21 protein-coding genes are annotated in these 26009 nt (G+C 67.9%); 6 read left to right on the forward strand and 15 right to left on the reverse strand.

The window, feature by feature from the left end:
- Positions 1–2: 2 nt before the first annotated feature.
- Together BCEP18194_RS19780 and BCEP18194_RS19785 are read right to left on the reverse strand one after the other, a co-directional pair.
- Positions 3–1214, reverse strand: a complete 1212-nt coding sequence (locus BCEP18194_RS19780; protein ID WP_011353029.1) for an MFS transporter — start codon at positions 1212–1214, stop codon at positions 3–5.
- Entirely contained in the window at positions 1211–2407 is a 1197-nt protein-coding gene (locus BCEP18194_RS19785) for a serine hydrolase domain-containing protein (RefSeq protein WP_011353030.1), read from the reverse strand. The genes BCEP18194_RS19780 and BCEP18194_RS19785 overlap by 4 nt, the downstream gene beginning before the upstream one ends.
- 113 nt (positions 2408–2520) lie before the next feature.
- Between BCEP18194_RS19785 and BCEP18194_RS19790 the strand changes: the two genes are divergently transcribed.
- On the forward strand, positions 2521–3405 hold the full coding sequence (locus BCEP18194_RS19790; RefSeq protein ID WP_011353031.1) for a LysR family transcriptional regulator: 885 nt from the start codon (positions 2521–2523) through the stop codon (positions 3403–3405).
- Between the two features lie 13 nt (positions 3406–3418).
- Here the strand turns inward: BCEP18194_RS19790 and BCEP18194_RS19795 are convergent, their stop codons facing one another.
- The 8 genes from BCEP18194_RS19795 to BCEP18194_RS19830 all read right to left on the reverse strand — a co-directional run bounded on the left by BCEP18194_RS19795 (position 3419) and on the right by BCEP18194_RS19830 (position 11731).
- Entirely contained in the window at positions 3419–4528 is a 1110-nt protein-coding gene (locus BCEP18194_RS19795; RefSeq protein ID WP_011353032.1) for an ABC transporter ATP-binding protein, read from the reverse strand.
- Between the two features lie 65 nt (positions 4529–4593).
- Positions 4594–5280, reverse strand: a complete 687-nt coding sequence (locus BCEP18194_RS19800; RefSeq protein ID WP_011353033.1) for an HAD family hydrolase — start codon at positions 5278–5280, stop codon at positions 4594–4596.
- Positions 5277–6128 (reverse strand): carbohydrate ABC transporter permease, encoded by an 852-nt coding sequence (locus tag BCEP18194_RS19805; protein ID WP_011353034.1) that lies wholly within the window; start codon positions 6126–6128, stop codon positions 5277–5279. The genes BCEP18194_RS19800 and BCEP18194_RS19805 overlap by 4 nt, the downstream gene beginning before the upstream one ends.
- Positions 6125–7078, reverse strand: a complete 954-nt coding sequence (locus BCEP18194_RS19810; protein WP_011353035.1) for a carbohydrate ABC transporter permease — start codon at positions 7076–7078, stop codon at positions 6125–6127. The genes BCEP18194_RS19805 and BCEP18194_RS19810 overlap by 4 nt, the downstream gene beginning before the upstream one ends.
- 99 nt (positions 7079–7177) lie before the next feature.
- The gene (locus tag BCEP18194_RS19815) at positions 7178–8503 is read right to left on the reverse strand and encodes an ABC transporter substrate-binding protein (protein ID WP_011353036.1); all 1326 of its coding nucleotides are present in this window, start codon (positions 8501–8503) and stop codon (positions 7178–7180) included.
- Positions 8504–8561: 58 nt separating this feature from the next.
- Positions 8562–9914, reverse strand: a complete 1353-nt coding sequence (locus BCEP18194_RS19820) for a D-tagatose-bisphosphate aldolase, class II, non-catalytic subunit (protein WP_011353037.1) — start codon at positions 9912–9914, stop codon at positions 8562–8564.
- Positions 9902–10858 (reverse strand): sugar kinase, encoded by a 957-nt coding sequence (locus BCEP18194_RS19825; RefSeq protein ID WP_011353038.1) that lies wholly within the window; start codon positions 10856–10858, stop codon positions 9902–9904. The genes BCEP18194_RS19820 and BCEP18194_RS19825 overlap by 13 nt, the downstream gene beginning before the upstream one ends.
- Before the next feature lie 96 nt (positions 10859–10954).
- Positions 10955–11731: an L-iditol 2-dehydrogenase gene (locus tag BCEP18194_RS19830; protein WP_011353039.1), complete on the reverse strand. Its 777-nt coding sequence runs from the start codon at positions 11729–11731 to the stop codon at positions 10955–10957.
- Between the two features lie 328 nt (positions 11732–12059).
- On the opposite strand from BCEP18194_RS19830, the gene BCEP18194_RS19835 reads away from it, so the two are divergent.
- From BCEP18194_RS19835 to BCEP18194_RS19850, 4 genes are read left to right on the forward strand one after another with little or no spacing between them, the layout of a single operon-like run.
- Positions 12060–12521, forward strand: coding sequence for a Fur family transcriptional regulator (locus tag BCEP18194_RS19835; protein WP_011353040.1), 462 nt, complete (start codon positions 12060–12062; stop codon positions 12519–12521).
- Between the two features lie 46 nt (positions 12522–12567).
- Positions 12568–13482, forward strand: coding sequence for a metal ABC transporter solute-binding protein, Zn/Mn family (locus tag BCEP18194_RS19840; RefSeq protein WP_011353041.1), 915 nt, complete (start codon positions 12568–12570; stop codon positions 13480–13482).
- Positions 13483–13496: 14 nt separating this feature from the next.
- Positions 13497–14387, forward strand: a complete 891-nt coding sequence (locus BCEP18194_RS19845) for an ABC transporter ATP-binding protein (RefSeq protein WP_011353042.1) — start codon at positions 13497–13499, stop codon at positions 14385–14387.
- The gene (locus BCEP18194_RS19850; protein WP_011353043.1) at positions 14380–15162 is read left to right on the forward strand and encodes a metal ABC transporter permease; all 783 of its coding nucleotides are present in this window, start codon (positions 14380–14382) and stop codon (positions 15160–15162) included. The genes BCEP18194_RS19845 and BCEP18194_RS19850 overlap by 8 nt, the downstream gene beginning before the upstream one ends.
- 128 nt (positions 15163–15290) lie before the next feature.
- Here the strand turns inward: BCEP18194_RS19850 and fghA are convergent, their stop codons facing one another.
- From fghA to BCEP18194_RS19865, 3 genes are all read right to left on the reverse strand, one after another.
- On the reverse strand, positions 15291–16139 hold the full coding sequence (fghA, locus tag BCEP18194_RS19855) for an S-formylglutathione hydrolase (protein WP_011353044.1): 849 nt from the start codon (positions 16137–16139) through the stop codon (positions 15291–15293).
- A gap of 16 nt (positions 16140–16155) precedes the next feature.
- The gene (locus tag BCEP18194_RS19860) at positions 16156–17262 is read right to left on the reverse strand and encodes an S-(hydroxymethyl)glutathione dehydrogenase/class III alcohol dehydrogenase (RefSeq protein WP_011353045.1); all 1107 of its coding nucleotides are present in this window, start codon (positions 17260–17262) and stop codon (positions 16156–16158) included.
- A 275-nt stretch (positions 17263–17537) separates the two neighbouring features.
- The gene (locus tag BCEP18194_RS19865) at positions 17538–19004 is read right to left on the reverse strand and encodes a xylulokinase (RefSeq protein WP_011353046.1); all 1467 of its coding nucleotides are present in this window, start codon (positions 19002–19004) and stop codon (positions 17538–17540) included.
- 439 nt (positions 19005–19443) lie between these two features.
- On the opposite strand from BCEP18194_RS19865, the gene BCEP18194_RS19870 reads away from it, so the two are divergent.
- On the forward strand, positions 19444–20820 hold the full coding sequence (locus BCEP18194_RS19870; protein ID WP_011353047.1) for a nucleobase:cation symporter-2 family protein: 1377 nt from the start codon (positions 19444–19446) through the stop codon (positions 20818–20820).
- A 456-nt stretch (positions 20821–21276) separates the two neighbouring features.
- Here BCEP18194_RS19870 and BCEP18194_RS19875 read toward each other — a convergent pair whose 3' ends face one another.
- Entirely contained in the window at positions 21277–22800 is a 1524-nt protein-coding gene (locus BCEP18194_RS19875; protein WP_011353048.1) for an efflux transporter outer membrane subunit, read from the reverse strand.
- The gene (locus tag BCEP18194_RS19880; protein ID WP_011353049.1) at positions 22800–26000 is read right to left on the reverse strand and encodes an efflux RND transporter permease subunit; all 3201 of its coding nucleotides are present in this window, start codon (positions 25998–26000) and stop codon (positions 22800–22802) included. The genes BCEP18194_RS19875 and BCEP18194_RS19880 overlap by 1 nt, the downstream gene beginning before the upstream one ends.
- Positions 26001–26009: the final 9 nt, after the last annotated feature.

The raw sequence follows: 26009 nt of genomic DNA on the forward strand, positions 1-26009 counted from the left end.
GCTCAAGCCGCGTGCGGTGCCGGAAACGCATGCCAGCGCGCACGCCACGCGCCGACCCAGGCCGCCGCCAGCAGCGCGACGAGCACCCACGGAATCGCACCGGCGCCCGTTGCGCCGAGCAGCATCCCGCCCGCGATGCCGCCGCCCGCGATCGCGAGATTCCACACCGTCACAAGCATCGACTGCGCGACGTCGGCCGCCTCCCCTGCCGCGTTCGCGGTGGCCGTCTGGAACAGCGTCGGCGCGCCGCCGAACGCGAGCCCCCACAGCGCGACGCCCGCATAGACGATCGCCATTCCGGAACCGGCGCCAAGCATCGCCGCCGCGATCGCGAACAGCGCGATGCTGACGAGCGTCAGACGTCGCTGCGCAGCGCCGATCCAGGCACCCGTCAGCGCGATGCCGACCAGCGACGCGATACCGAACACGAGCAGCACCGCATCGACCTGCGCGCCCATCCGCACGCCCGCGAGAAACGGCGCGACGTAGGTGTACAGCATGTTGTGCGCGAGCACGTACGCAAACATCACGGTCAGCACCGGCCGCACGCCGGGCAGCGTCATCACGCCGAGCACCGGCTCGCGCGCGCCGGCCTGTTGCCCCGGATAGTCGGGCACGCGCCAGCGGATCCAGCCGATCAGCACGAGCGCCGCGAGCGTGATGCCCGCGAACGCGATGCGCCATCCGAATGCCGCCCCTAACGCGGTGCCGGCCGGAATGCCGATCGACATCGCGACCGGCGCGCCGAGCATCGCGACCGCGATCGCGCGTCCACGCAGCGACGCATCGACCATCCGGCTCGCATAGCCGGCCAGCAGCGCCCACAGCAGCCCGGCCGCCATCCCCGCGACGAAACGCGCGGCAAGCGTGAGCGCGTAGTACGGCGACACCGCCGTCAGCGCATTCGACACGACGAAGCCGGCCAGCGCCGCGAGCAGCAGGCTGCGCCGGCGCATCGCGCGCGTCGCGGCGACGAGCGGAATCGCCGCGACGATCGAGCCGAGTGCATACACGGTCACGAGCTGGCCGATCAGCGCCTCGGTCACGCGCAGGTCGACGCTCATCAGCGGCAGCAGGCCGGCCGGCAACGCTTCGGTGAGGATCGTGATGAAACCGGCCGTCGCGAGCGCCAGCAGGTTCGCGACCGGCAGGCGCGTGCCGGCCTGCACCGGTCGCACGGCCAGTTCGTCATCGATCGACGTGCAATCGCTCATGCCGCGCTCCCGGTTCCGACGCCGTAGACCGCATCGCGCACACAGGTCACGATCCGCCCATTGAGGCCCTCGTACAGCGTGTTGGACAGCGCGACGACCGTCAGCCCGGCCGCGCGGTCGACGAACCACGTATGCCCGTATGCGCCGCCGCCGCGCCAGGTGCCGACCGACTCCGGCGACTGCGCGGCCACCGGGTCGCGCAGCACCGAAAAGCCGAGCCCGAAGCCGAAACCCGGCGCATCCCGCAGGTCGTGCGCACCCGGCTGCGCGCGCGCCATCTCGTCGGTCCATGCGCGCCCAAGCCAACCGTCACGGCCCGTGCGCAGCGTGTCGAGCAGCGTCACGCAGTCGCGCGCGGTACCGACCATCCCCGCGCCGCCCGACGGCCACGCATCGACATCGAACGCGCGCGCCGGCTCGAAGCGGATGCCGATCGTGCCGTCGAACACCGGCACGAGATCGACGTCCGCCATCCGGCGCGGGGCGCCCGGCGTGCTCACGTACGGCGTCGCGAAGCGCGTGGCGTCGGGCGCGACGAACGCGGTGTCGGTCATCCCGAGCGGTGTCGTGACGAGTGCGGCCACCGCGTCGGCGAGCGGCCGCCCGTCGACCGCCTCGATCAGCGCGCCGACCACGTCGATCGCGAGCGAATAGCCCCACGACGTGCCCGGCGCGAACTGCAGCGGCACGCCGGCGATGCGCCGCAGGTTCTCGGCGAGCGACAGACCCGAGCGATCCATCCCGTCGGACACGCTGGCGCGCGCATACGGGCCGTCGCCGTCCGCTTCGAGGAAGCGGTAGCCGAGGCCGGCCGTATGCGATAGCAGATGACGCAACGTGATGACGGCAGGCGTGCCGTCTGGCAACGCCGGACGGAACCCGGGCAACCAGCGCGTGACCGGATCGTCGAGCGCGATGCTGCCTGCCGCGACCAGCCGCATCGCGGCGGCCGCCACGACCGGCTTCGTGACCGACGACAGACGGAACAGCGCGTCTTCCCGCATCGGCGTGCCGGCTTCGCGATCGGCAAGCCCGACGGCGCGCGCATAGCGCAGCTCGCCGTCCCGCGCGACCAGCACGACCGCACCGACCATGCGCGCGTCGGCAAGCGCGCGATCGAGCGCATCGTCGAGCCGGTGGCGCAGCGCGGCGTCCGGTTCCGCGCGCACAGCGGAGACAGGCAGGGATGACATGGCGTGACCTCATACAGTGAACGAGCGCTCATCGTAGGGAGCCGACGCAAGAAGAAAAACCCGGGTAGAGTTCCGGACAATCCGGACGCCGGCGTCCGCAATCGGAAACTCGCATGGAAAACCTCGGCGGCTTCGTCGTGTTCGTTCAGGTCGCGGAAACGCGCAGTTTCGTCGCGGCCGGGCGCGCGCTCGGGCTGTCGGCATCGGCGATCGGCAAGCGCATCGCGCGGCTGGAGGCACGCCTGAACGTGCGGCTCTTTCACCGCAGCACGCGCAGCATCACGCTGACGGCCGAAGGCACGCGCTTTCTCGAACGGTGCCGGCGCGTGCTCGCCGAGCTCGACGCGGCCGAGCAGGAACTGACGCACAGCGCCGAAGCGCCGCGCGGGCGCCTGCGCGTGAGCCTGCCGACGATCGGCACGCTGCTGCTGCCGGTGCTCGCCGATTTCATGGCCGCGTATCCGGAGATCGAGCTCGACATCGATTTCAGCGACCGGCTCGTCGACGTCGTCGACGAAGGCTTCGACGCGGTGCTACGCACCGGCCAGCCGTCGGATTCGCGGCTGTCGTCGCGGCTGCTCGGCCACTTCCGCCAGCACCTCGTCGCGTCGCCCGACTATCTCGACCGGCACGGTACGCCGCGCACGCCGGCCGATCTCACGCAGCACCGCTGCCTGCACTACCGTTTCCCGACCAGCGGCAAGCTCGAAACCTGGCCGCTGCGCGTACCGCGCGCGGGCACGCTGCCCGAGGTGCCGGTCGCGATGGTCAGCAACAGCGCGGAAGCGCGCTTGTGCTTCGCGCTGCGCGGGCTCGGCATCGCGTGCCTGCCCATCTTCTTCGTGCGCGACGCGCTCGAAGACGGCACGCTGCGCGCGGTGCTCGACGAGCACATCGCGAGCTGCACGCCGATCTACGTGCTGTGGCCGTCAGGGCGCCACCCGACGCCGAAGCTGCGCGCGTTCGTCGATTACATGGCCGCGCACCTGCCGGTGTGAGCGCGGCCGGCCGTCATGCGGCCTTCGCGTGCACGCTCAGCCGGCGGAACGCCTGCCCGTGCTCGTCGAACAGGTGGCAATGCTCGGCTTCCGCGTGCACGTGCAGTGCCTCGCCGGTGCGGTACGTATCGAGCGGCGGAATCCGCGCGATCAGCCCGTCCGGCGCGACGGCCGATTCCGCATACAGGTACGCGGCATCGCCGAGCGATTCGACGGCCATCGTCTTCGCGGCGACGCCGGTCGCCGCGGCTTCGACTTTCAGGTGCTCGGGCCGCACGCCGACCGTCACCGCCGCACCGCGCTGCAGCCCTGTCGCTTCGACCGCGACGCGCTGCGTCTCGCCGCTGTCGAAACGCACGAGCACACCACCGGCATCGACCGATTCGACGGTGCCCTTCAGGAAGTTCATCTTCGGCGAGCCGATGAAGCCCGCGACGAACTGGTTCGCCGGCGCGTGATACAGCTCGTTCGGCGTACCGACCTGCTGCACCGCGCCGCCCGACAGCACAACGATCTTGTCCGCGAGCGTCATCGCCTCGACCTGGTCGTGCGTCACGTAGATCATCGTTGTCTTCAGCTCGTCGTGCAGCCGCGCGAACTCCAGCCGCATCTTCACGCGCAACGCCGCGTCGAGGTTCGACAGCGGCTCGTCGAACAGGAACACCTTCGGCTTGCGCGTGATCGCACGGCCGATCGCGACGCGCTGCCGCTGGCCGCCCGACAGCTGCTTCGGCTTGCGATCGAGCAGATGGTCGATGTGCAGGATCTTCGCGGCCTGCTTCACGGCCTGGTCGATCTCCGGCTTCTTCGCGCCCGCGAGCTTCAGCCCGAACGCCATGTTGTCGTACAGCGTCATGTGCGGGTACAGCGCATACGACTGGAACACCATCGCGATGCCGCGCTTCGCGCTCGGCACGTCGTTGACCTTCGCGCCGTCGATCAGCAGGTCGCCGCTCGAAATATCCTCGAGACCGGCGATCATCCGCATCAGCGTGGATTTGCCGCAGCCGCTCGGGCCGACGAACACGACGAATTCGCCGTCGGCGATGTCGAGGTTCACGTTGCGCAGCACTTCGGTGTCGTCGTAGCGCTTCGCGATATTGCGCAGGAGCACGCTTGCCATGATCTGTCTCCGTTCGTTCGTGATGCGCCGCGTCGAGCGCGGCGCCTTGGCGTTGCCAGTGATTGTCAGTTCGGCAGTACCGCGCCGGTCGCCTGCCAGCGCGCGACGTAGCCGGGTAGCTCGTGCATGTCGTCGAATACGTGACGCGCGCCGATTCCGCGCAGCGCGTCGATCTGCGCGGCCGACGCGTGCCCGCCGCCGACGAAGCCGAGCACGGTCATGCCGGCCGCGGCCGCCGCGGTGATGCCGGTCACGCTATCCTCGACCACGAGGCACTGGGCCGGCGCGACGCCGAGCGTGCGCGCAGCGGCGAGATACACGTCGGGCGCCGGCTTCGGCCGCGCGACGGCATCCGCGCAGAACAGCCGGTTACCGAAGAAGCGCGCGAGGCCCGTGCGCGCCAGCGCCGCCTCGACGTACGCGCGGTAGCTGTTGCTCGCGCAGGCCGTCGTCAGTTGAATCGCGGCCAACGCCGCATCGATGCCGTCGACCATCGGCGCATTGACGGCCGCCGCCTCGACCGCGGCGCGGATTTCGACGACATCGTCGTTCGACAGCGTGCGGCCGACGGCCTCGCCCGCGCCGGCCAGCACGCGTTCGATCCGCAGCCCGAGCAGCGGCATCACGGCGGGCCGCGCATCGACACCCGGCCAGCGGGCATCGAGTTCGCGCACGATCACGTCGGCCGCCACCGCTTCGCTGTCGATCAGCACGCCGTCGCAATCGCAGATCAGGACGTTCATCGCGGTCATTTGACGGCTCCGAACGTGAGCCCGCGCACGAGCTGCTTCTGCGACAGCCAGCCGACGATCAGGATCGGTGCGACGGCCAGCAACGAAGCCGCGGACAGCTTCGCCCAGAACAGCCCCTCGGGGCTCGAGTACGACGCGATGAACACGGTCAGCGGCGCCGCGTTCGAGCTCGACAGGTTGATGCTCCAGAACGCCTCGTTCCACGACAGGATCACGAGCAGCAGCGCGGTGGACGCGAGCCCCGGCAGCGCCATCGGCATCAGCAGGTAGACGATCTCCTGCCACGTCGACGCGCCGTCGATGCGCCCCGCTTCGAGGATGTCCTTCGGGATCTCGTTGAAGTACGTGAAGGTCATCCACACCGCGATCGGCAGGTTGATCAGCGTGTAGACGATCACGAGGCCCGACACGGTATCGAGCAGCCCCGCGTTCTTCCACAGCAGGTAGATCGGCACGAGCACGCCGACCGACGGCATCATCTTGGTCGACAGCATCCACAGCAGCACCTTCTGCGTGCGGTGGTTCGGGAAGAACGCCATCGCGTACGCGGCCGGCACCGCGAACAGCAGCGAGATCACCGTGACGCCCGCCGAGATCAGCACCGAATTCCACGCGAACGCGAAGTAGTTGCTGCGCGCGAATACCTCGCGGAAGCTGTCGAGCGTCGGGATGAAGAACAGCGTCGACGCATACGCCTGCTGCTCGGTCTTGAACGCGGTGATCGCCATCCAGAAGATCGGAAAGAACAGCAGCAGCGCGATCAGCCATGCGAGCGTGCCGGGCAGCGCGCGCCGCACGAGGTCGAACACGGCCGGCACGCGCCGGCCTTCGAAGGTCAGGTCGCTCATTTCTCGTACTCTCCCTTCAGGTTGCGCGCGAGCATCCGCACGAGGAAGAACGACACGACGTTCGCAACCACCACGGCGATGATGCCGCCGGCGGACGCGAGGCCGACGTCGAACTGCTGCAGGCCGAGCGCATAGATCAGGTACGACAGGTTGGTCGTCGCGTCGCCGGGGCCGCCGCCGGTCGTCGTATAGATTTCCGCGAAAATCGACAGCAGGAAGATCGTCTCCATCATCACGACCACGGCGATCGCGCGCTTCAGGTGCGGCAGCGTGATGTAGAAGAACATCGCGATCGGGCCCGCGCCGTCGATGCGTGCGGCTTCCTTCTGCTCCTGGTCGAGCGACTGGATCGCGGTGAACAGGATAAGGAACGCGAACGGCAGCCACTGCCACGCGACGATGATGATCACCGCGGTGAGCGGGTAATCGGCGAACCAGTCGATCGGCGTCATCCCGAGCGCACGCATCGCGTTCGCGACGAGCCCGTACACCGGATGCAGGATCATGTTCTTCCAGATCAGCGCGGACACGGTCGGCATCACGAAGAACGGCGCGATCGCGAGCAGGCGGGCGACGCCCTGCCCGTAGAACTTGCGGTCGAACAGCACGGACATCAGCACGCCGCCGATCACCGTGATCGCGAGCACCGCGCCGATCAGCACGAGCGTGTGCCAGATCGCGGGCAGGAACGACGGATCGGTCGCGAGGAAGCGGTAGTTGTCGAGCCCGGCGAAACCCTTCACGTCCGGGTTCAGCAGGTTGTAGCGCGAGAACGAATACCAGATCGTCATCGCGAGCGGAATCGACATCCACAGCAGCAGCACCGCGACGGACGGCGAGACGAGCCAGCTCGCACCGCCGCGCGTGCGGCGCGGCGCGCCGGGCGGCGACGACGCGTCGCCGACCGACGGCGCGTGAGCATGGCTCAGGGGAAGACGCAGGTGACGCATGATCGGAGTCCCTCCGGTTGATGCGCGGGCGCGAAGGCTTGCCCGCCTGTCAGCTTCGACGACGCGCACCGTGCGCCAGCGCGCACGGTGCGGGCCGCGTTACTTCTTGTAGCCGGCCTGCCGCACTGCGCGGTCGGCGGCGGCCTGCCCGGCGGCAAGCGCCTGGTCGACCGTCATCTGGCCGGCCACCGCACCGGCGATCGACTGGCCGACCACCGTGCCGAACGACTGGAATTCAGGAATCCCGACGTACTGCACGCCCGTGTACGGCACCTTCTTCAGCGACGGATCGTTCGGGTCGGCCGTCTCGATCGCCTTCAGCACGAAGTCCGAGAACGGCGCGGCGGCCTTGTACTCGGGGCGCTGATACGTCGACGTGCGCGTGCCCGGCGGCACCGACGCCCAGCCTTCATCCTTGCCGACCATCTCGATGTACTGCTTCGACGTCGCCCACGCGATGAACTTGCGTGCGGCGTCCTGCTGCTTCGACGTCTTCGGCACGGCCAGCGCCCACGCCCACAGCCAGTGCGAGCCCTTCGGCGTGGCCGCGACCGGCGCGGCCGCGAAGCCGATCTTGTCGGCGACCTGCGACTGCTGTTTGTTATAGAGCATGCCGGCCGCGACCGTCGCATCGATCCACATCGCGCACTTGCCCGATGCGGTCAGGGTCAGGTTCTCGTTGAAGCCGTTCGAGCTCGCTCCCGGCGGGCCGTCTTTCTTCAGCAGGTTCACGTAGAACGTGATCGCCTTCTTCCATTCCGGCGACGTGAGCTGCGCATTCCAGTTCTCGTCGAACCAGCGCCCGCCGAACGTGTTCACGACCGTCGACACGTACGCCATGTTCTCGCCCCAGCCGGCCTTGCCGCGCAGGCAGATCCCGTAGGTGCCCTTCGCCTTGTCGGTGAGCTTGTCCGCGAATTCGGCGATCTGGTCGTAGGTCGGCTGGTCGGGCATCTTCAGCCCCTTCGCCGCGAACAGGTCCTTGCGGTAGAACGTCATCGAGCTCTCGACGTAGAACGGCAGCGCGTACAGCTGGCCGTTGTACGACAGGCTGTCGCGCGCGGTCTTCACGATGTCGTTCAGGTCGTAGTCGGCGGGCAGGCCCGTCATCGGCGCGAGCCAGCCGCGCTTGCCCCACTGCGGCGTCTCGTAGGTGCCGATCGCCATCACGTCGAACTGGCCGCTGCCGGTCGTGATGTCGGTCGTCGCGCGCTGGCGCAGCACGTTCTCCTCGAGGATCACCCAGTTCAGCTTGATGTCCGGGTTCGCCTTCTCGAACGCCGGCGACAGCTTCTTCAGCTCGATCATGTCGGGATTGTTCAGCGTCGCGATCGTCAGCGTGCCGGCGGACGCGGCGCTGGCCGCCGTCGCGAGCGCGGCTCCGGCGAAGCAGCGCGCGGCGGCGTCGAGCATCTTTCGTTGCATGGCATGTCTCCTGTGTTTGTTCGAAGTGTCGTCGGTACTGCGTTTCCTTCGCGGCCCGTCACGCCGGCCGCTGCATTCCGCACGCGCGCGCATAGTGCGCGATCACGTCGCGTATCCGGTGGCGCACCCAGGCGCGCGGCTCTTTTGCGAGGCCGCCCGCGCGGCAAGCCGCGTACACGTCCGGCAACCACTGCGCGACGAGCGTTTCCGGCACCGGCTGCCGCGCGAGGTTGTCGAAGAGTTGCTCGACCGCGGCCGCGACGGCCGGCTGCAGCCAGTAGTAGCGGATCCGGTCGCTGTAGCTGAACTGGCGCGCGAGCCGCTGCTCGGTTTCGTCGCCACGGTAGTACGGTGCCCAGTGCTCGGGCTGCGCACGCATCGCGGCGTCGACGACGTCGCGCAACCGCGAGCGCTGCGCGAGCTCGCCAATCAGCGCGTCCTCGATGAAGGTCAGCGCGAACAGCGCCTCGCGCAGCGCGAACGTCAGCGCCGGGCCGACCTTCAGCACCGCGAAGTGGTCGCGCACGAGCGCGGCGAGTGCGCCCTCGGTCTGGTAGTCGGTCGAATGCGCTTCGAACACGAGACGCGGTGTCTGCAGGATACTCGCGCCGAGCGACGCGGCCCTGGCGCTGTCGTAGTCGAGCACGTGGCGATCGTCGAAGTCGACACCCGGCTGCGCGACGATCGCCACGACACGCGTCCATGCATCGTCGAGCCCGGCCGCCGCGAACGCGTGGCGGTGCGCATCGAGCGTCGCCGCGATGCTGTCGCTGCGCGTGACCGCGATCTGCGCGATCGCCGCATCGTCGCCGCTGCCGCTGACTTCGCCGCCCGGTGTCGGCACCTCGGTGCCGATCACGTAGACGGGCGCCATGCCGGCGCGCGCAGCCGCGTCTTCCGCCGCGCGGCACAGTTCGGCCGCGCGTGCGGCGATCGTGCGATCGTCGAGCCGCACCGGATCGTCCGCGCACGCCATGCTCGCATCGAGGTGGATCTTTTCGAAGCCGGCTTCGACGTACGCGGCGACCATCGCGCCCGCTTCGCGCATTGCGTCGGCTGCGCGCCGATGCCGCCACGGATTCGGGCCGAGGTGGTCGCCGCCGAGCACGAGCGCCGACGGCGCAAGCCCGCAACGTTGCGCAATCGCGTCGACGTCGCGGCGGAAATCGGCGGGCGTCATGCCCGTATAGCCGCCGAGATGGTTCACCTGGTTGCAGGTCGCCTCGATCAGCAGAGGCGAACCGTCCGCGCGCGCCGCTTCGCATGCGGCCTCCAGCACGAGCCGGTGCGCGCTGCAGATCGAATAGATGCCGCGCTGCGCGTCCGCGCGGTTCGCGTCGAAGATCATCCGCAGCACCGCGTCCGCATGCGCGGTGCGCGAGCGTTCGGCGAAGGTCGTCAGGCCGGACATGCAATACCTCGTTCGGTCAGGAAGCGGTCGATTTCGGCCGCGCTGCTGTTACCTTCCATCGGGCCGCGCCGCGTGACCGCGATCGCCCCGGCCGCGTTCGCGCGGCGCAGTGCGACCTCGATCGGCATGCCGGCGACGAGGCTCGCGACCAGCGTGCCGCCGAAGCAGTCGCCGGCTCCGGTCGGGTCGAGTTCATCGACCTGAAACGCCGGAGCCTCCGCCCGGTTCGCGCGATCGAACGCGACGCTGCCTTGCGCGCCGCGTTTCAGCACGACACGTTCGAGCAGCGGATGCGTCGCGAGCAGGCCCGCGATCGCGCGCTCGGCCGGCTGCGGCCCGCAGAAGAACGGCAGATCGGCTTCGCTCGGCAGGAACAGGTGGCATGCGTCGAGCATCACGTCGAGTGCCGCGCGCATCGGGCGAAAGCTCAGCATTTCGGGCCGCACGTTCGGATCGAACGACACTTTCGCGCCGGCGCGCGCCGCCTCGATCACGCCGCGCTGCACGGCCGCGATCGCCGATTCGCTCGTCAGCGACGAGCCCATCACGTGGAAATAGCGGCAGCCGTCGAACATCGCGGTATCGACATCGGGCGCATCGACGCACGCGGCCGCGCTGGTGGACAGCGTATAGACGAAGCTGCGCGAGCCGTCTTCGCGATACGCGACGAACGCGGTGCCGGTCGGGCGCGCGACGCGACGGATGCGCGCGACGTCGACGCCATCGCGTTCGAGCCGCGCGACGATCGCGTCGCCGAATGCATCGCGACCGACGCAGCCCGCATACGCGACGCGTGCGCCGAGCCGCGCGGCCTGGTCGGCGAAGATTGCCGGCGCACCGCTCGGAAACGGCCCTTCGAACAGGCCCGGCGCATCGAAACCCTGGCCGCGCTCGGCGGCGACGAATTCGGCGAGCAGTTCGCCGGCAACGACGATCTCGGCCATCAGGCGGCCCCTCCTCGTTCGACGGCGGCCGCGGCGTGCGGCGACACCGCTGCGTCGCGAGCCGGCCGGCAAATGGCGCGTGCGAGCGGCACCATATCAGCTCATCCAGTTGCCGCCGTCGACGTTCAGCGTCTGGGCGGTAACGTAGTCGGCGTCGGACGACGCGAGGAACAGCGCCGCGCCGGTCAGGTCGCCCGGCACGCCCATGCGGCCGAGCGGCACGGCTTCGCCGACGAGCCGCTTCTTCTCGCCGAGCGGCCGGTTCTCGTAGCGCGCGAACAGCGCATCGACCTGCTCCCACATCGGCGTGTCGACGACGCCCGGCGCGATGCCGTTCACGTTGATCCGGTGCGGCGCGAGCGCGAGCGCGGCCGACTGCGTATAGCTGATCACCGCGGCCTTGGTCGCGCAGTAGTGCGAAACGAGTGCCTCGCCACGACGCCCGGCCTGCGACGACATGTTGACGATCTTGCCGCCGCGCCCCTGCTCGACCATCCGCTGCGCGACGGCCTGCATCAGGAAGAACAGCCCTTTCACGTTGACCGAGAACAGCCGGTCGAACACGTCCCACGATTCGTCGAGGATCGGGCGCATGTCGAACAGCGCCGCGTTGTTGAACAGGATGTCGACGCCGCCGAAGCGCTCGACCGTCGTCGCGACGATCCGCTCGATGTCGTCGCGGCGCGTGACGTCCGCGGTGACGGCCACCGCGCGGCCGGGGTTCGCCTCGATGAGCCGCGCGAGCGAGCCGCCTGCCGGCTTCAGGTCGACGAGCACGCAGCGTGCGCCCTCGTCCAGATAGCGTTGCGCGACCGCCTCGCCGATGCCGCTTGCGGCGCCCGTCAGGATCGCGACCTTGTCTTCCAGTCTCACTGGCTGTCTCCGGTTCGTTCTGCTTCACGACGGCCGCGAGGTGAGCGAACGCTCGCCAACCGATCAATTGCTCTGTTAGTGATCGAATGATCGGATACGCGATTCGCGCTGTCAAGGCGACGTGACGGCTTTCTATGACGCGCTGCGGCACGACGGCGCACCGCGGCAACCCGCCGCGCACGCCCGGCAAGGCACAGCGCGCACGGTGCGGCGCGGTCGGATCGGCGATGAAGGGGACGGAGCGAGGACGAAAAGGGGAATTCGCGCTGCACGGCACGGCGATACGTTATATCATCGCCATACTTTGTTTCACGCCCTGCTTCACGCCATGGCTACCTCATCGTCCATTGACGCCCGGCTGTCCCGGGCCGACGCATTCGCCGCCGAGCACGGGCTCGCGTGGACGCCGCTGCGCCGCCAGGTCTACGAACGCGTGCTGGCTGCGCAGCGCCCGATCGGCGCGTACGACCTGCTCGCCGAACTCGAGCCGCAGCGCGGCCGCGTGCCGCCCACGACCGTCTATCGCGCGCTGGATTTCCTCGTCGAGCACGGCTTCATCCACCGGATCGAATCGAAGAACGCGTTCTTCGCATGCTGCGAGATCGGCGTGCCGCACGAAGGCCAGTTCCTGATCTGCGATTCGTGCGGCGACACCGTCGAGATTCCCGGCGGCGACCTCGCGAAGCAGTTGTCCGCGAGCGAGCCCGCACACGGTTTCGAAGTCCACCACCAGGTCGTCGAGCTGAGCGGCCTGTGCGGGCACTGCAAGCACAAGCCGGTGCAACGCTGACGCGCATCGCGCGGCGCACGCGCCGCCCCTTCCAACGAGGAGTTCCATGTCCATTGCCCTGAAGCGCGCGCCGCGGCGTGCCCTGTCGCCTGTCCGCTGGCTCGCCGCCGCCGTCGCCGCGCTGTCGCTCGCGGCGCCCGCATTCGCGCAGGCCGCGACCGTCAACGTCGTGGCCGCCGAGAATTTCTACGGCGATGTCGCGACGCAAATCGGCGGCAGCCACGTCGCGGTCACGAGCATCCTCAGCAATCCGGACCAGGATCCGCACCTGTTCGAAGCGAGCCCGAAAACGGCCCGCGCGCTCCAGCACGCGCAGGTCGTGATCTACAACGGCGCCAACTACGACCCGTGGATGAGCAAGCTGCTCGGCGCGTCCAAGCAGGCGAAGCGCGCGACGATCGTCGTCGCCGATCTGGTCGGCAAGAAGGCCGGCGACAACCCGCACCTGTGGTACGACCCGGCGACGATGCCGGCCGCCGCGCGCGCGATCGCGGCCGAGCTCGGCCGCGCCGACCCGGCGAACAAGGCCGAATACGACGCGAACCTGCAGAAGTTCGTCGCGTCGCTGAAGCCCGTCGACGACAAGGTCGCCGCGCTGCGCGCGCAGTACAAGGGCGTGCCGGTCACGGCCACCGAGCCCGTGTTCGGCTACATGTCCGACGCGATCGGCCTCGACATGCGCAACCAGCGCTTCCAGCTCGCGACGATGAACGACACCGAGGCGAGCGCGCAGGACGTCGCCGCATTCGAGAACGACCTGCGCAAGAAGCAGGTGCGCGTGCTGATCTACAACAGCCAGGCTGAAGAACCGATGACCAAGCGCATGCTGAAGATCGCGCGCGACGGCGGCGTGCCGACCGTCAGCGTCACCGAGACGCAGCCGGCCGGCAAGACCTTCCAGCAATGGATGGCCGGCCAGCTCGACGCGCTCTCGGCCGCGCTGGCAGCCGGCAAGCAATAAACCACCGTAACGACATGACCGTCACTCCTCACGCACTCGCCGTCGATCGCGTCACGCTCGAACTGGGCGGACGCACGATCCTGCGCGACGTCAGCTTCTCGATCGAACCCGGCGAATTCGTCGGCGTGCTCGGGCCGAACGGCGCGGGCAAGACGACGCTGATGCGCGCGGTGCTCGGCCTCGTGCCCGTGTCGGCCGGCACGCTGTCCGTCGGCGGCGTGCCGGTCGTGCGCGGCAATGCGTCGATCGGCTACATGCCGCAGATCCGCAGCGGCCTCGCAAACCGCCGGATGCGCGGCTACGACTTCGTTGCGATGGCCGCCGACGGCCACCGCTGGGGGCTGCCGCACACGAACGCGGCGACGCGCCGCGACGTCGACCGCGTGCTCGATCTCGTCGGCGGCCCGACGCTTGCGCGCCGGCCGCTGTCGGAGCTGTCCGGCGGCGAGCGGCAGCGCCTGCTGCTCGCGCAATGCCTGCTCGGCAGCCCGAAGCTGCTGCTGCTCGACGAGCCGCTGATCAGCCTCGACCCGAACCACCAGCGCGGCGTCGTCGAGCTCGTGCGCAACGTGCAGCGCGAGCTCGGCATCACCGTGCTGTTCTCCGCGCACGAACTGAACCCGCTGCTGAACGCGCTCGATCGCGTGCTGTATCTCGGCAACGGCGTCGCCGCGCTCGGCACCGTCGACGAGGTGATCACGAAGCCGGTGCTGTCGCGGCTCTACGGTTCGCCGATCGACGTGATGCGCGTGAACGGCAAGATCTTCGTGATGTCGGGCGACGTCGAGATCGAGAAGCACGACCACGAACACGAGGACGACGACGGCCACTCGCACGGCGGTGGCGGCGGCCACGGCCATCACCACCACGGACACGCTCATCCCGGGCATTCGCACGATGTTTGAATACGACTTCATGATCAACGCCTTCGCGGCGTCGGGGATCGTCGCGGTGCTCGCGGGCATCGTCGGCTACTTCCTGGTGCTGCGCGGGCAGACCTTCGCCGGCCATGCGCTGTCGCACGTCGGCTTCACCGGCGCGACGGGCGCGGTGCTGCTCGGCATCTCGCCGATCTGGGGGATGGTCGGCTTCACGCTCGCGGCCGGGATCGGGATGGGCGCGCTCGGCGAGAAGCTCGCGGGCCGCGACGTCGCGATCGGCGTGATCCTGTCCGGCGCGCTCGGCTTCGGCCTGCTGTTCCTGCATTTCTACACGTCGTTCGCCACGCAGGTCACCGCGCTGCTGTTCGGCAACGTGCTCGCGGTAAGCCACGACACGCTCGCGGTGCTCGCCGGCATCGGCGCCGTGAGCCTGCTCGCGCTCGCGCTGATCGCGCGGCCGCTGCTGTTCGCGTCGCTGCAGCCCGAACTGGCCGAAGCCAAGGGCGTGTCGTTGCGCACGGTGTCGATGCTGTTCCTCGCGGTGTGCGCGCTCGCGGTCGCCGCGGCGACGCAGATCGTCGGCGTGCTGCTGGTGTTCACGCTGCTGGTCGGGCCGGCTGCCGCCGCGCAGAACGTGACGACGCGGCTGTCGACCGGCGTGCTGCTCGCCGCGCTGTTCGCGTTGTTCGAAGCGTGGCTCGGTATCGTGCTCGCGTATCACACCGACTGGCCGACGAGCTTCTGGATCACCGCGTTGTCGGCACTCGTGTACGGCGCGAGCCTGATGCGGCGCCACTGATTGCCGCCTGGCGGATCACCGCCCGAAGGTAATGAAAAACGCCGGCGTGCCCGAGGGCAGCGCCGGCGTTTTCGCATGCGCCCGCGATCGTGCGGCGCGCCGTGTGCGTTACCTGCTTCCCTGCCCGCTCACCGTGCGAGCACGCGCGCGTGATGCGCGATGTGATCGGCGATGAACGTCGAGATGAAGTAGTAGCCGTGGTCGTAGCCTGCATGACGACGCAGCGTCAGCGGCTGGCCGGCCTTCGCGCACGCGGCTTCGAACACGTCGGGGTTCAACTGGTTCGCGAGGAACTGGTCGGCGAGGCCCTGATCGACCAGGATGCCGTCCGCGAACTTCGGCGCATCGGCGCGCGCGACGAGTTCGCTCGCGTCGTGTGCCTTCCACGCTTCGCGATCGGCGCCCAGATAACCCGAGAACGCCTTCTCGCCCCACGGGCAGCGCGTCGGCGCGGCGATCGGCGCGAACGCCGACACCGACCGGTACAGGCCCGGATGGCGCAACGCGAGCGTCAGCGCGCCGTGCCCGCCCATCGAATGGCCGAAGATCCCGAGCCGCGCGCCGTCGATCGGCAGCTCGGCCGCGACCAGCTCGCGCAGCTCACCCGTCACGTACGACTCCATCCGGTAATGCGCGGACCACGGCGCCTCGGTCGCATCGACGTAGAAGCCCGCGCCAACGCCGAAGTCCCATGCGTCGGTCTCGCCCGGCACGCCCGCGCCGCGCGGGCTCGTGTCGGGCATCACGAGCGCGATGCCGTGCTGCGCCGCGTATTGCTGCGCGCCGGCCTTGATCGCGAACGTCTCGTCGGTGCACGTGAGCCCCGCGAGATAGAACAGCGCCGGCACGCGGCCGTGCGCGGCCTGCGGCGGCAGGTACACCGAGAACTTCATCGGCAGGCCGATGGCCGCCGAATCGTGACGGTAGAAACGCTGCTCGCCGCCGTGGCACGCATGCGAGGAAACGAGTTCGAGCATCGCGGTACGCTCCCGGTCAGTACAGCACGACCGAACGGATCGACTCGCCGGCCTTCATCAGGTCGAAGCCTTCGTTGATCCGCTCGAGCGGCAGCGTGTGCGTGATCAGGTCGTCGATGTTGATCTTGCCTTCCATGTACCAGTCGACGATCTTCGGCACGTCGGTGCGGCCGCGCGCGCCGCCGAACGCCGAGCCCTTCCATTCGCGGCCCGTCACGAGCTGGAACGGACGCGTGCTGATTTCCTCGCCCGCTGCCGCCACGCCGATGATGAACGACTGGCCCCAGCCCTTGTGCGTGCACTCGAGCGCCTGGCGCATCAGCTTCACGTTGCCCACGCATTCGAACGAGTAGTCCGCGCCGCCGTCGGTCAGCTGCACGATGTGGTCGACCACGTTCTCGACTTCGTTCGGGTTGATGAAATGCGTCATCCCGAACTTCTTCGCGAGTTCGACGCGCTTCGGGTTGATGTCGACGCCGATGATCTTGTCCGCGCCGACCATCTTCGCGCCCTGGATCACGTTCAGGCCAATGCCGCCGAGGCCGAACACGACGACGTTCGCGCCGGCTTCGACCTTCGCCGAGTACACGACCGCGCCGACGCCCGTCGTCACGCCGCAGCCGATGTAGCAGATCTTGTCGAACGGCGCGTCCTCGCGCACCTTCGCGACCGCGATCTCCGGCACGACGATGTAGTTCGAGAACGTCGACGTGCCCATGTAGTGGAACAGCGGCTTGCCGTCGAGCGAGAAGCGCGACGTCGCGTCGGGCATCAACCCCTTGCCCTGCGTCGCGCGGATCTTCTGGCACAGGTTGGTCTTGCGCGACAGGCAGAACTTGCACTCGCGGCATTCCGGCGTGTAGAGCGGAATCACGTGGTCGCCCTTGCGCAGGGTGCCGACGCCGGGGCCGACGTCGACCACGACGCCCGCGCCTTCATGGCCGAGGATCGCCGGGAAGATCCCTTCCGGATCGGCGCCCGACAGCGTGTAGTAGTCGGTGTGACAGATGCCCGTCGCCTTCACCTCGATCAGCACTTCGCCGGCGCGCGGCCCTTCCAGATCGACTTCCTCGATCGTCAGCGGCGCGCCCGCCTTCCATGCAATCGCTGCTTTCGTCTTCATCGTGTGACTCCTGTCTGTGTGTGAGGTCGGCCCGGGTTGGCGCGTCAGCGCTCATGCCGACCGGCGGGGATGCACCAGCACCGACGCCGGTCCCATGCTTCGCACCGGGTTCCATGCAAAGCGGTCGGAACCGTGCCGCGCGGCATCGCGCGCGGCACGGTGAAAGAATCTCGTGCTCGCCATGATGGCCGGTCCGGCCGCGCATCGCGTGCGGGAAACGGTCGCCGGCTTGCCACGATGCGTCATCGCTGGCGCAAAAGAACAAGTGTTCGAGTTTAAACGCCCGTCGTGAACCATGCATCCGTTCGCGCATACAGATCGAGGAAGCGTGCGTGGCGCACGGCTAGCGAGCGATCGTCGCGCGGCGCGGCGACCGGCGACGCGGCCGGCGCCAGCGTATGCAACGCGTCTTCCCGCCAGTGCCCGATCGCGACGCCCGCGAGCAGCGCGGCGCCGCGCGTCGCGGCGTTCGGGCAGTCGATCGCGTGGAGCGACGCACCCAGCGCGTCGGCCAGCAGCTGGCGCCAGCGCGGATCGACCGAGCCGCCGCCCGCGAGACGCAGCATCGTGACCAGATCGCCGCGATCGGCATCGCGGATCGCATCGAGCCCGGCGCGCAACGCGAACGCGACGCCTTCGAACGCGGCGCGCATCATCGCGCCGCGCGTGTCGCCGAGCCCGAGGCCGAGCCAGCCGCCGCGCGCATCGGGGTTCATCCACGGCGAACGCTCGCCCGTCAGGTACGGCAGGAAGCACAGGCGTTCCGACGCCGCGTGGGCGAACGCTTCGTCATACGCATCGGCCCACTGCGCGTAGCCGAGCCAGCCGCGCACGGCTTCGAGCGCCAAGCCCACGTTCTGCATCGCGGCCATCGTGTAATAGCCACCGCCGGCCGCCGCGCGATAGCGATGCAGCCCGCGTCGCGCGGGCGGCAGCGCATCCGCGAGCACGACGATCTGGCCGCCGCTGCCCGTCGTCAGCAGCGCGTCACCGGCCGCGGCGAGCCCGCTGCCGAGCGCCGCGCAGGCGGTGTCGGCCGCGCCCGTCGCCAGCGGCACGCCGGCCGGCAGGCCGAGTGTCGCGGCAGCCTGCGCGCCGAGCGTGCCGCAGCGCGCAGTCGACGGAAGGACCGGCGCGAACCGGTCGGCCGGCAGGCCGAGCGCGTCGATCAATGCAAGATCCCATTCACCATCGGGTGTCGCGAGCGCAGTCGCGCACGCATCGCTCGGATCGGCCGCGACGTCGCCGCCCAGCGCGATGCGCAGCCAGTCCTTCGGCTGCACGGCCCAGCGCGCGGCGTGCAGCGCATCGGGTTCGTGCGTGGCCAGCCAGCGCAACAGCGGGCCGGCCATGCCCGGTGCGACGGGATTCGGTGCGACGGGCAAACCGGCGACGGGCAAACCGGCAGCGGACCCATCGGCCGCATCCGCTTCGCGCACCGCGCGCGTGTCAGGCCACAGCAGCGCGGGCCGCACCGGCTGCCCCACCGCGTCGATCAGCACGACGCCGTGCATCTGCCCCGAGAACCCGATCGCCGCCACCTGCGCACGCTCGTCGGCCGGCAGCCGCGCGGCTGCGCGCACGAGCGCCTGCCACCATGTGTCGGGCGCAATCTCCGCCCAGCCGGGCTGCGGCGACGACAGCGCATAAGGTTCGCTCGCGACCGCGCGCTCGACGCCATCGGCATCGAGCGTGACGAGTTTGACGGAGCCGGTGCCAAGGTCGATTCCGAGCAGGCGCATGACGTGAAGGCCAATTCGTATGAACGGATGTCGATGATAACGGGATCGCGATGCGCGCCCCGTTTTTTGCCGCCACCGCGGCAGGCAGAAATCGCGGCCGCCGACCGGGTTCCACCCGGCTGCACCTTGCGGGCAAAAGCAGCCGTTCGCGGGTTAACCCGGCACGATTTTCCCCAGGCACTTTTTGCCACTATGCACCGCGCCCGATACACACCATAAAGCGGCCTATATTTGACACGGGGGCCAGCGCTATTTTGAAGGGCTATAAAACCGGGAAACCTCACTCCTGCGGCTGTTTCCCGATGATCGACACCCTGTTGCATGCCGAAATGGCATATCGAACCAGCAAAGAACGGAATAGTACCCAGCACTCTTGTTGCGTGGATTCATTCCGAATAATTTCGTATCACCCCGAAAACAAGATCATGGAGTGAGACAGATGCAATCGAACACGGTCCATCCGTGCGATGAAGTGCTGCCGACCGGCAAGCTGGTAACGCTTGGCCTGCAACACGTCCTCGTCATGTACGCCGGCGCTGTCGCCGTGCCGCTTATCGTCGGCGCCGCGCTCAAGCTGCCGAAAGACCAGATCGCGTTTCTGATCAGCGCCGATCTGTTTTCGTGCGGCATCGCCACGCTGATCCAGACGCTCGGCCTGTGGGTCTTCGGGATCCGCCTGCCCGTCATCATGGGCTGCACGTTCGCGGCAGTCGGCCCGATGATCGCGATCGGCACCAACCCCGGCCTCGGCATCCTCGACATCTTCGGCTCGACCATCGCGGCCGGCATCATCGGCATCGTGCTGGCGCCGATGATCGGCAAGCTGTTGCGGTTCTTCCCGCCAGTGGTCGTCGGCACCGTGATCGCGGTGATCGGGCTGTCGCTGATGGAAGTCGGCATCAACTGGGCGGCCGGCGGCGTCGGCAATCCCGAGTACGGCAGCCCCGTCTATCTCGGCCTGTCGCTGCTCGTGCTGACACTGATCCTGCTGATCAACAAGTACGGCCGCGGCTTCATCGCGAACATCTCGGTGCTGCTCGGCATCGTCGCCGGCTTCGCGATCGCCTTCGCGATCGGCCGCGTGAATACCGACGGCGTCGCGCACGCACCGTGGGTCGGCTTCGTGATGCCGTTCCACTTCGGCCTGCCGCACTTCGACCCGCTGTCGATCGTGACGATGGTCACGGTGATGTTCGTCACGTTCATCGAATCGACCGGCATGTTCCTCGCGGTTGGCGACATGGTCGATCGCCCGGTCAACCAGGAGCGCCTCGTGCGCGGCCTGCGCGTCGACGGCCTCGGCACGCTGATCGGCGGCATCTTCAACTCGTTCCCGCATACGTCGTTCTCGCAGAACGTCGGCCTGATCGGCGTGACGGGCGTGAAGAGCCGGTTCGTGTGCGCCACCGGCGGCGTGATCCTCGTGCTGCTCGGCCTGTTCCCGAAGATGGCGCAGGTCGTCGCATCGGTGCCGCCGTTCGTGCTCGGCGGTGCGGGCATCGTGATGTTCGGGATGGTGGCGGCGAACGGCATCAAGGTGCTGTCGAAGGTCGACTTCGTGAACAACACGCACAACCTGTTCATCGTCGCCGTGAGCGTCGGCATGGGCCTCGTGCCGGTCGTGTCGCCGCACTTCTTCTCGAAGCTGCCGCCCGCGCTCGCCCCGATCCTGCACAGCGGCATCCTGCTGGCATCGGCGACGGCCGTGATCCTGAACATCGTGTTCAACGGCGTGAAAGGCGAGAAGGATGCGCGCTGCGACATCCGCCGCGCCGGACATGACTTCGACGGGCGTCCCGCCGACGTGCATCACTGATCGCCACGCGCCGGACGACGGCGCGAAGAAGCGGTAACGAAAACGCCACGGCATGCCGTGGCGTTTTGCTTTGGGGAGGCTGGATGGTGCGCGATGATCGGTCGGACAGGTGGACGGGCGGATATTCGGACCGGCGGGCAGTTGGGCAGTTGGGCAGTTGGGCAGTTGGGCAGTTGGGCAGTTGGACGGTGGAACAGTCGGTCATGGCGCGTGAAGGCCGGTCGCCCGCGGGCGCGGCCGGGGATGCCGGTTGGCCACGCAGGATGAATGCGTCCGGCGCAACAAGCGGCACCGGAGTCCGATGCGCGCATCGTCACCCCAACCGTCTTCACACCGCGCGATTCGAGCGCACAAAAGAAAACGCCACGGACTTTCGTCCGTGGCGTTTTCGTTTCCGCATACAGCCGGCTCGAAGGGCAAGCGCGGTAGACCGCTCCTGCCCTTCCTTGCGCTTGCTTACCCGTTCGTCGCTGCTGCCGACGCAGGCGCCGGAGCGGCCGCCTTGTCGTAGTCGACCGGTGCATCCGGCGCACGCGGCGTTTCGCCGGCGCGCTGAACCCACCCGCCGCCCAGCGCACGGTACAGGGTGACCAGGTTCGTCCAGCGTGCCAGACGTGCGCTGATCAGCGACTGCTGTGCGTTGTACAGATCCGTCTGCGCGGTCAGCACCGACAGGTAGCTGTCGACACCGTTCTTGTAACGCAGGTCCGACAGGTCGTAACGTCGCTGCTGCGCGTGCTCGTTGCGCTCGAGCGCCGCGATCTGCTGGTCGTACGTGCCGCGTGCCGCCAATCCGTCAGCCACTTCGCGGAACGCCGACTGGATCGCCTTCTCGTAGTTGGCGATCTCGATGCGCTTCTGCACGTGCGCAAGGTTCAGGTTCGCGATGTTCTGGCCACCTTCGAAGATCGGCATCGTGATCTGCGGCGCGAACGACCACGCCGCCGTGCCGGCCTTGAACAGACCGCCCAGCGTCGGGCTCCCGGTGCCGAACGCGCCTGTCAGCGAGATCTTCGGGAAGAACGCCGCGCGGGCCGCGCCGATGTTCGCATTCGCGGCCAGCAGCGTCTGCTCCGCCTGCATCACGTCGGGACGACGCGTCAGCAGGTCGGACGGCAGGCCTGCCGGCACGTCCGTCAGCAGGTTCTGCGCGTCGAGCGGCATGCCCGCGGGCAGGTCGTCCGGCAGCGGCTCGCCGATCAGCAGTACCAGATAGTTCAGCGCCTGCGCACGGTCGCGCGCCTGCGACTGCTGGCTTGCGAGCGCCGTCTCGACCACCGTCTGCGCCTGACGCAGGTCGAGCTCGGAGCCCGTGCCGTTGTCGAACTTCAGCTTCGTCAGGTTGTACGAGTCCTGCGCGGACTTCAGCGTGTCCTCCGTGACCTTCAGCAGGTCGTCGGTCGACAGCAGCGTCAGGTATTGATCAGCCACCTGCGATACCAGCGAGATCTCCTGCGCTTGCCGCGCATAAGACGTCGACAGGTATTGCGCGAGCGCCTGGTCCTTCAGGCTCTGCACGCGCCCGAACAGGTCGAGCTCCCACGACGCCGACAGCCCGACGTTGTAGCTGCGCGAGATCATCGGCGCACCCGTCGTCGACAGGCCCTGCGGGATACGCTGGACGTTGCCCGTACCGGTGCCATCGAGCGTCGGGAACAGCCCCGCGCGCGTGATCTGGTACTGCGCGCGCGCCGCCTCGATGTTCAGCACCGACACGCGCAGGTCGCGGTTGTTTTTCAGCGCGATCTCGATCAGCCGCTGCAGGCGCGGATCGACGAAGAACTCGCGCCAGCCGATGGCGGTCGCCGCCTGGCCGTTCGCGCTACGCGCGCCGGCCGCCCCCGGCTGCGTCGCGTAGACGCCGCCGGCCGGGTACGCCTGCGCGACGGGTGCGTCGGGCCGCTTGTAATGCGGCGCCATCGTGCAGCCCGTGGCGAAGAGCGCGACCGCGATTGCAGTCAAAGCGTGTTTTTGCATCATCACTGTCCCTTGTTGCCTTCGTCGCCGTTGCCCGGCTTCTCTTCATGGCGCGCGTGCTCCTGAGCCAGACGCAGTGCTTCGTCGGCATCTTCCTTCTCGCCGGCGAAGATCGCGCGGATCTTCACGAAGAACATCGGGATCATGAAGATCGCGAGGAACGTCGCCGTCAGCATCCCGCCGATCACGCCCGTACCGATCGCGTGCTGGCTGGCCGAACCCGCGCCGTTACTGATCGCGAGCGGCATCACACCGAGAATGAACGCGAGCGACGTCATCAGGATCGGACGCAGCCGCTGACGCGCCGCCTCCAGCGCGGCCTCGACCGGCCCCATCTTTTCGGTTACCTGCAACTCGCGGGCGAACTCGACGATCAGAATTGCGTTCTTCGCAGACAAGCCCACTGTAGTCAGCAGGCCGACCTGGAAGTACACGTCGTTCTCGAGGCCGCGCATCGTTGCCGCGAGCAGTGCGCCGATCACGCCGAGCGGCACCACCATGATCACCGAGAACGGGATCGACCAGCTTTCATACAGCGCCGCGAGACACAGGAACACGACGAGGATCGAGATCGCGTACAGGATCGGCGCCTGCGAACCCGACTGGATTTCCTGGAACGACAGGCCGGTCCACGAATAGCCGATACCGACCGGCAGTTTCTTCGCGAGCTGCTCCATCGCTGCCATCGCCTGACCGGTCGACTTGCCCGGAGAAGCCTGGCCCTGGATTTCCATCGCCGACACACCGTTGTAGCGCTCGAGCTTCGGCGAACCGTAGGTCCAGTGACCGGTCGCGAACGCGCTGAACGGCACCATCCCGCCCGACCCGTTGCGCACGTACCAGATGTTCAGGTCGTCCGGCGTCATCCGGAACGGTGCGTCTGCCTGCACGTAAACCTTCTTGATCCGGCCGTCGGTATCGAGGAAGTTGTTCACGTACTTCGACGCCCATGCGATCGAGAACGTCTGGTCGATCGCATCCGCCGTCACACCGAGCGCATTCGCCTTCTCGCGGTCGATGTTGACCTTGTACTGCGGCGTATCGTTCAGGCCGTTCGGGCGCACGCCCTGCAGCGTCGGATCCTTCGAGGCCATCCCGAGCAGCTGGTTACGCGCGGCCATCAGTGCATCGTGGCCGAGACCCGCGTTGTCCGTCAGCTCGAAGTCGAAGCCGGCAGCCGTACCGAGTTCAGGAATCGACGGCGGGTTGAACGGGATCACGATCGCGTCCTTGTAGCCCGCGTAGCGCCCGAACATCCGGCCGATCAGCGCCTGCACCTTCTGGTTCGCATGCTGACGCTGCGAATAGTCCTTCAGGCGAACGAACACGAGACCGGAGTTCTGGCCGCGGCCGGCGAAGCTGAAGCCGTTGACCGTGAACGCCGATTCGACGATTTCCTTCTCATCCTTCAGCAGGTAGTCGGAAATGTTCGCGAGCGTCTTCGCGGTCGTTTCCTGCGTCGAGCCCGACGGCGTCTGCACGATCACGAACATCAGGCCCTGGTCTTCATCCGGCAGGAACGACTTCGGCAGGCGCACGAACAGCAGGCCGACCGCGATGATCACGACCAGGTAGATGACGAGCCAGCGGCCCGAGCGCTTGATCACGTGGTGCACGCCGACGTGGTACTTGTCGCGGCTGTTGTTGAACGTGCGGTTGAACCAGCCGAAGAAGCCCTTCTTCTCTTCGTGATGCCCTTGCGGGATCGGCTTGAGGATCGTCGCGCACAGTGCCGGCGTCAGAATCAACGCGACGAGCACCGACAGCACCATCGCCGTCACGATCGTCAGCGAGAACTGACGATAGATCGCGCCGACCGACCCGCCGGAGAACGCCACCGGCACGAACACGGCCGACAGCACGAGCGCGATACCGACCAGCGCGCCGGTGATCTGGCCCATCGCCTTGCGGGTCGCCTCCTTCGGTGACAGGCCCTCCTCGGCCATCACCCGCTCGACGTTCTCCACCACCACGATTGCATCGTCCACCAGCAGGCCGATCGCGAGCACGAGGCCGAACATCGACAGCGTGTTGATCGAGAACCCCACCACCGACATGACCGCGAACGTGCCGAGCAACACGACCGGCACCGCGATCGTCGGGATGATCGTCGCCCGCAGGTTCTGCAGGAACAGATACATCACGAGGAACACCAGCACGATACCTTCGAGCAGCGTCTTGACCACTTCCTCGATCGACAGCTTCACGAACGGCGTCGTGTCGTACGGGTACTTCACGACGAGGCCATGCGGGAAGAACGGTGCCAGTTCGTCGATCTTCGCGCGCACGGCCTTCGCGGTCGCCAGTGCGTTCGCGTTGGTCGCGAGCTGGATCCCGAGTGCCGCGGTCGGCTGACCGTTGTACTTCGTGTCGAAGTTGTAGTTTTCGCCGCCGAGCTCGATCTTCGAGACATCCTTCAGGCGAACCTGCGAGCCGTCCTGGTTGACCTTCAGCAGAATGTCGCCGAACTGCGCGGGCGTCTGCAGCAGCGTCGATTCGGTGATCGTCGCTTGCAGCATCGTGCCCGGCGTGGACGGCGTGCCGCCGATCTGGCCGCCTGCGATCTGCACGTTCTGTGCGGCGATCGCAGTCGACACGTCAACCGGCGTGAGGCCGTAGTTCGTCAGACGGTTGGCATCGAGCCAGATCCGCATCGCATACTGCGAGCCGAACAGCGTGACGGTACCGACACCGTTGATCCGGCTGATCGGGTCCTTCACGTGCGACGCCACGAAGTTCGCGAGGTCGTACTTGTTCATGCTGCCGTCTTCGGAGTTGAAGGCGAGCACCAGCAAGAAGCTGCTGCTCGACTTCGTCACCGAAAGGCCGAGCTGCTGCACGACCTGCGGCAGAACCGGCGTCGCGAGCGACAGCTTGTTCTGCACCTGAACCTGTGCGATGTCGGCGTTGGTACCCGGCGCGAAGGTCAGCGTGATCGTCGCGTTACCCGAGTCGTCGCTGGTCGACGACATGTACAGGAAGTTGTCGAGACCGCTCATCTGCTGCTCGATCACCTGCGTCACCGTGTCTTCCACCGTTTTCGCGGAAGCACCCGGGTAGTTCGCGGTGATCTGGATCGATGGCGGCGCGATCGTCGGATACTGCGAGATCGGAAGCGTGAAGATCGACGCGACCCCGGCCAGCATCAGAATGATGGCGATCACCCACGCGAAGATCGGGCGATCGATAAAAAACTTTGCCATGAAACAGGC

This window comes from Burkholderia lata, assembly GCF_000012945.1.
GTDB lineage: Bacteria > Pseudomonadota > Gammaproteobacteria > Burkholderiales > Burkholderiaceae > Burkholderia > Burkholderia lata.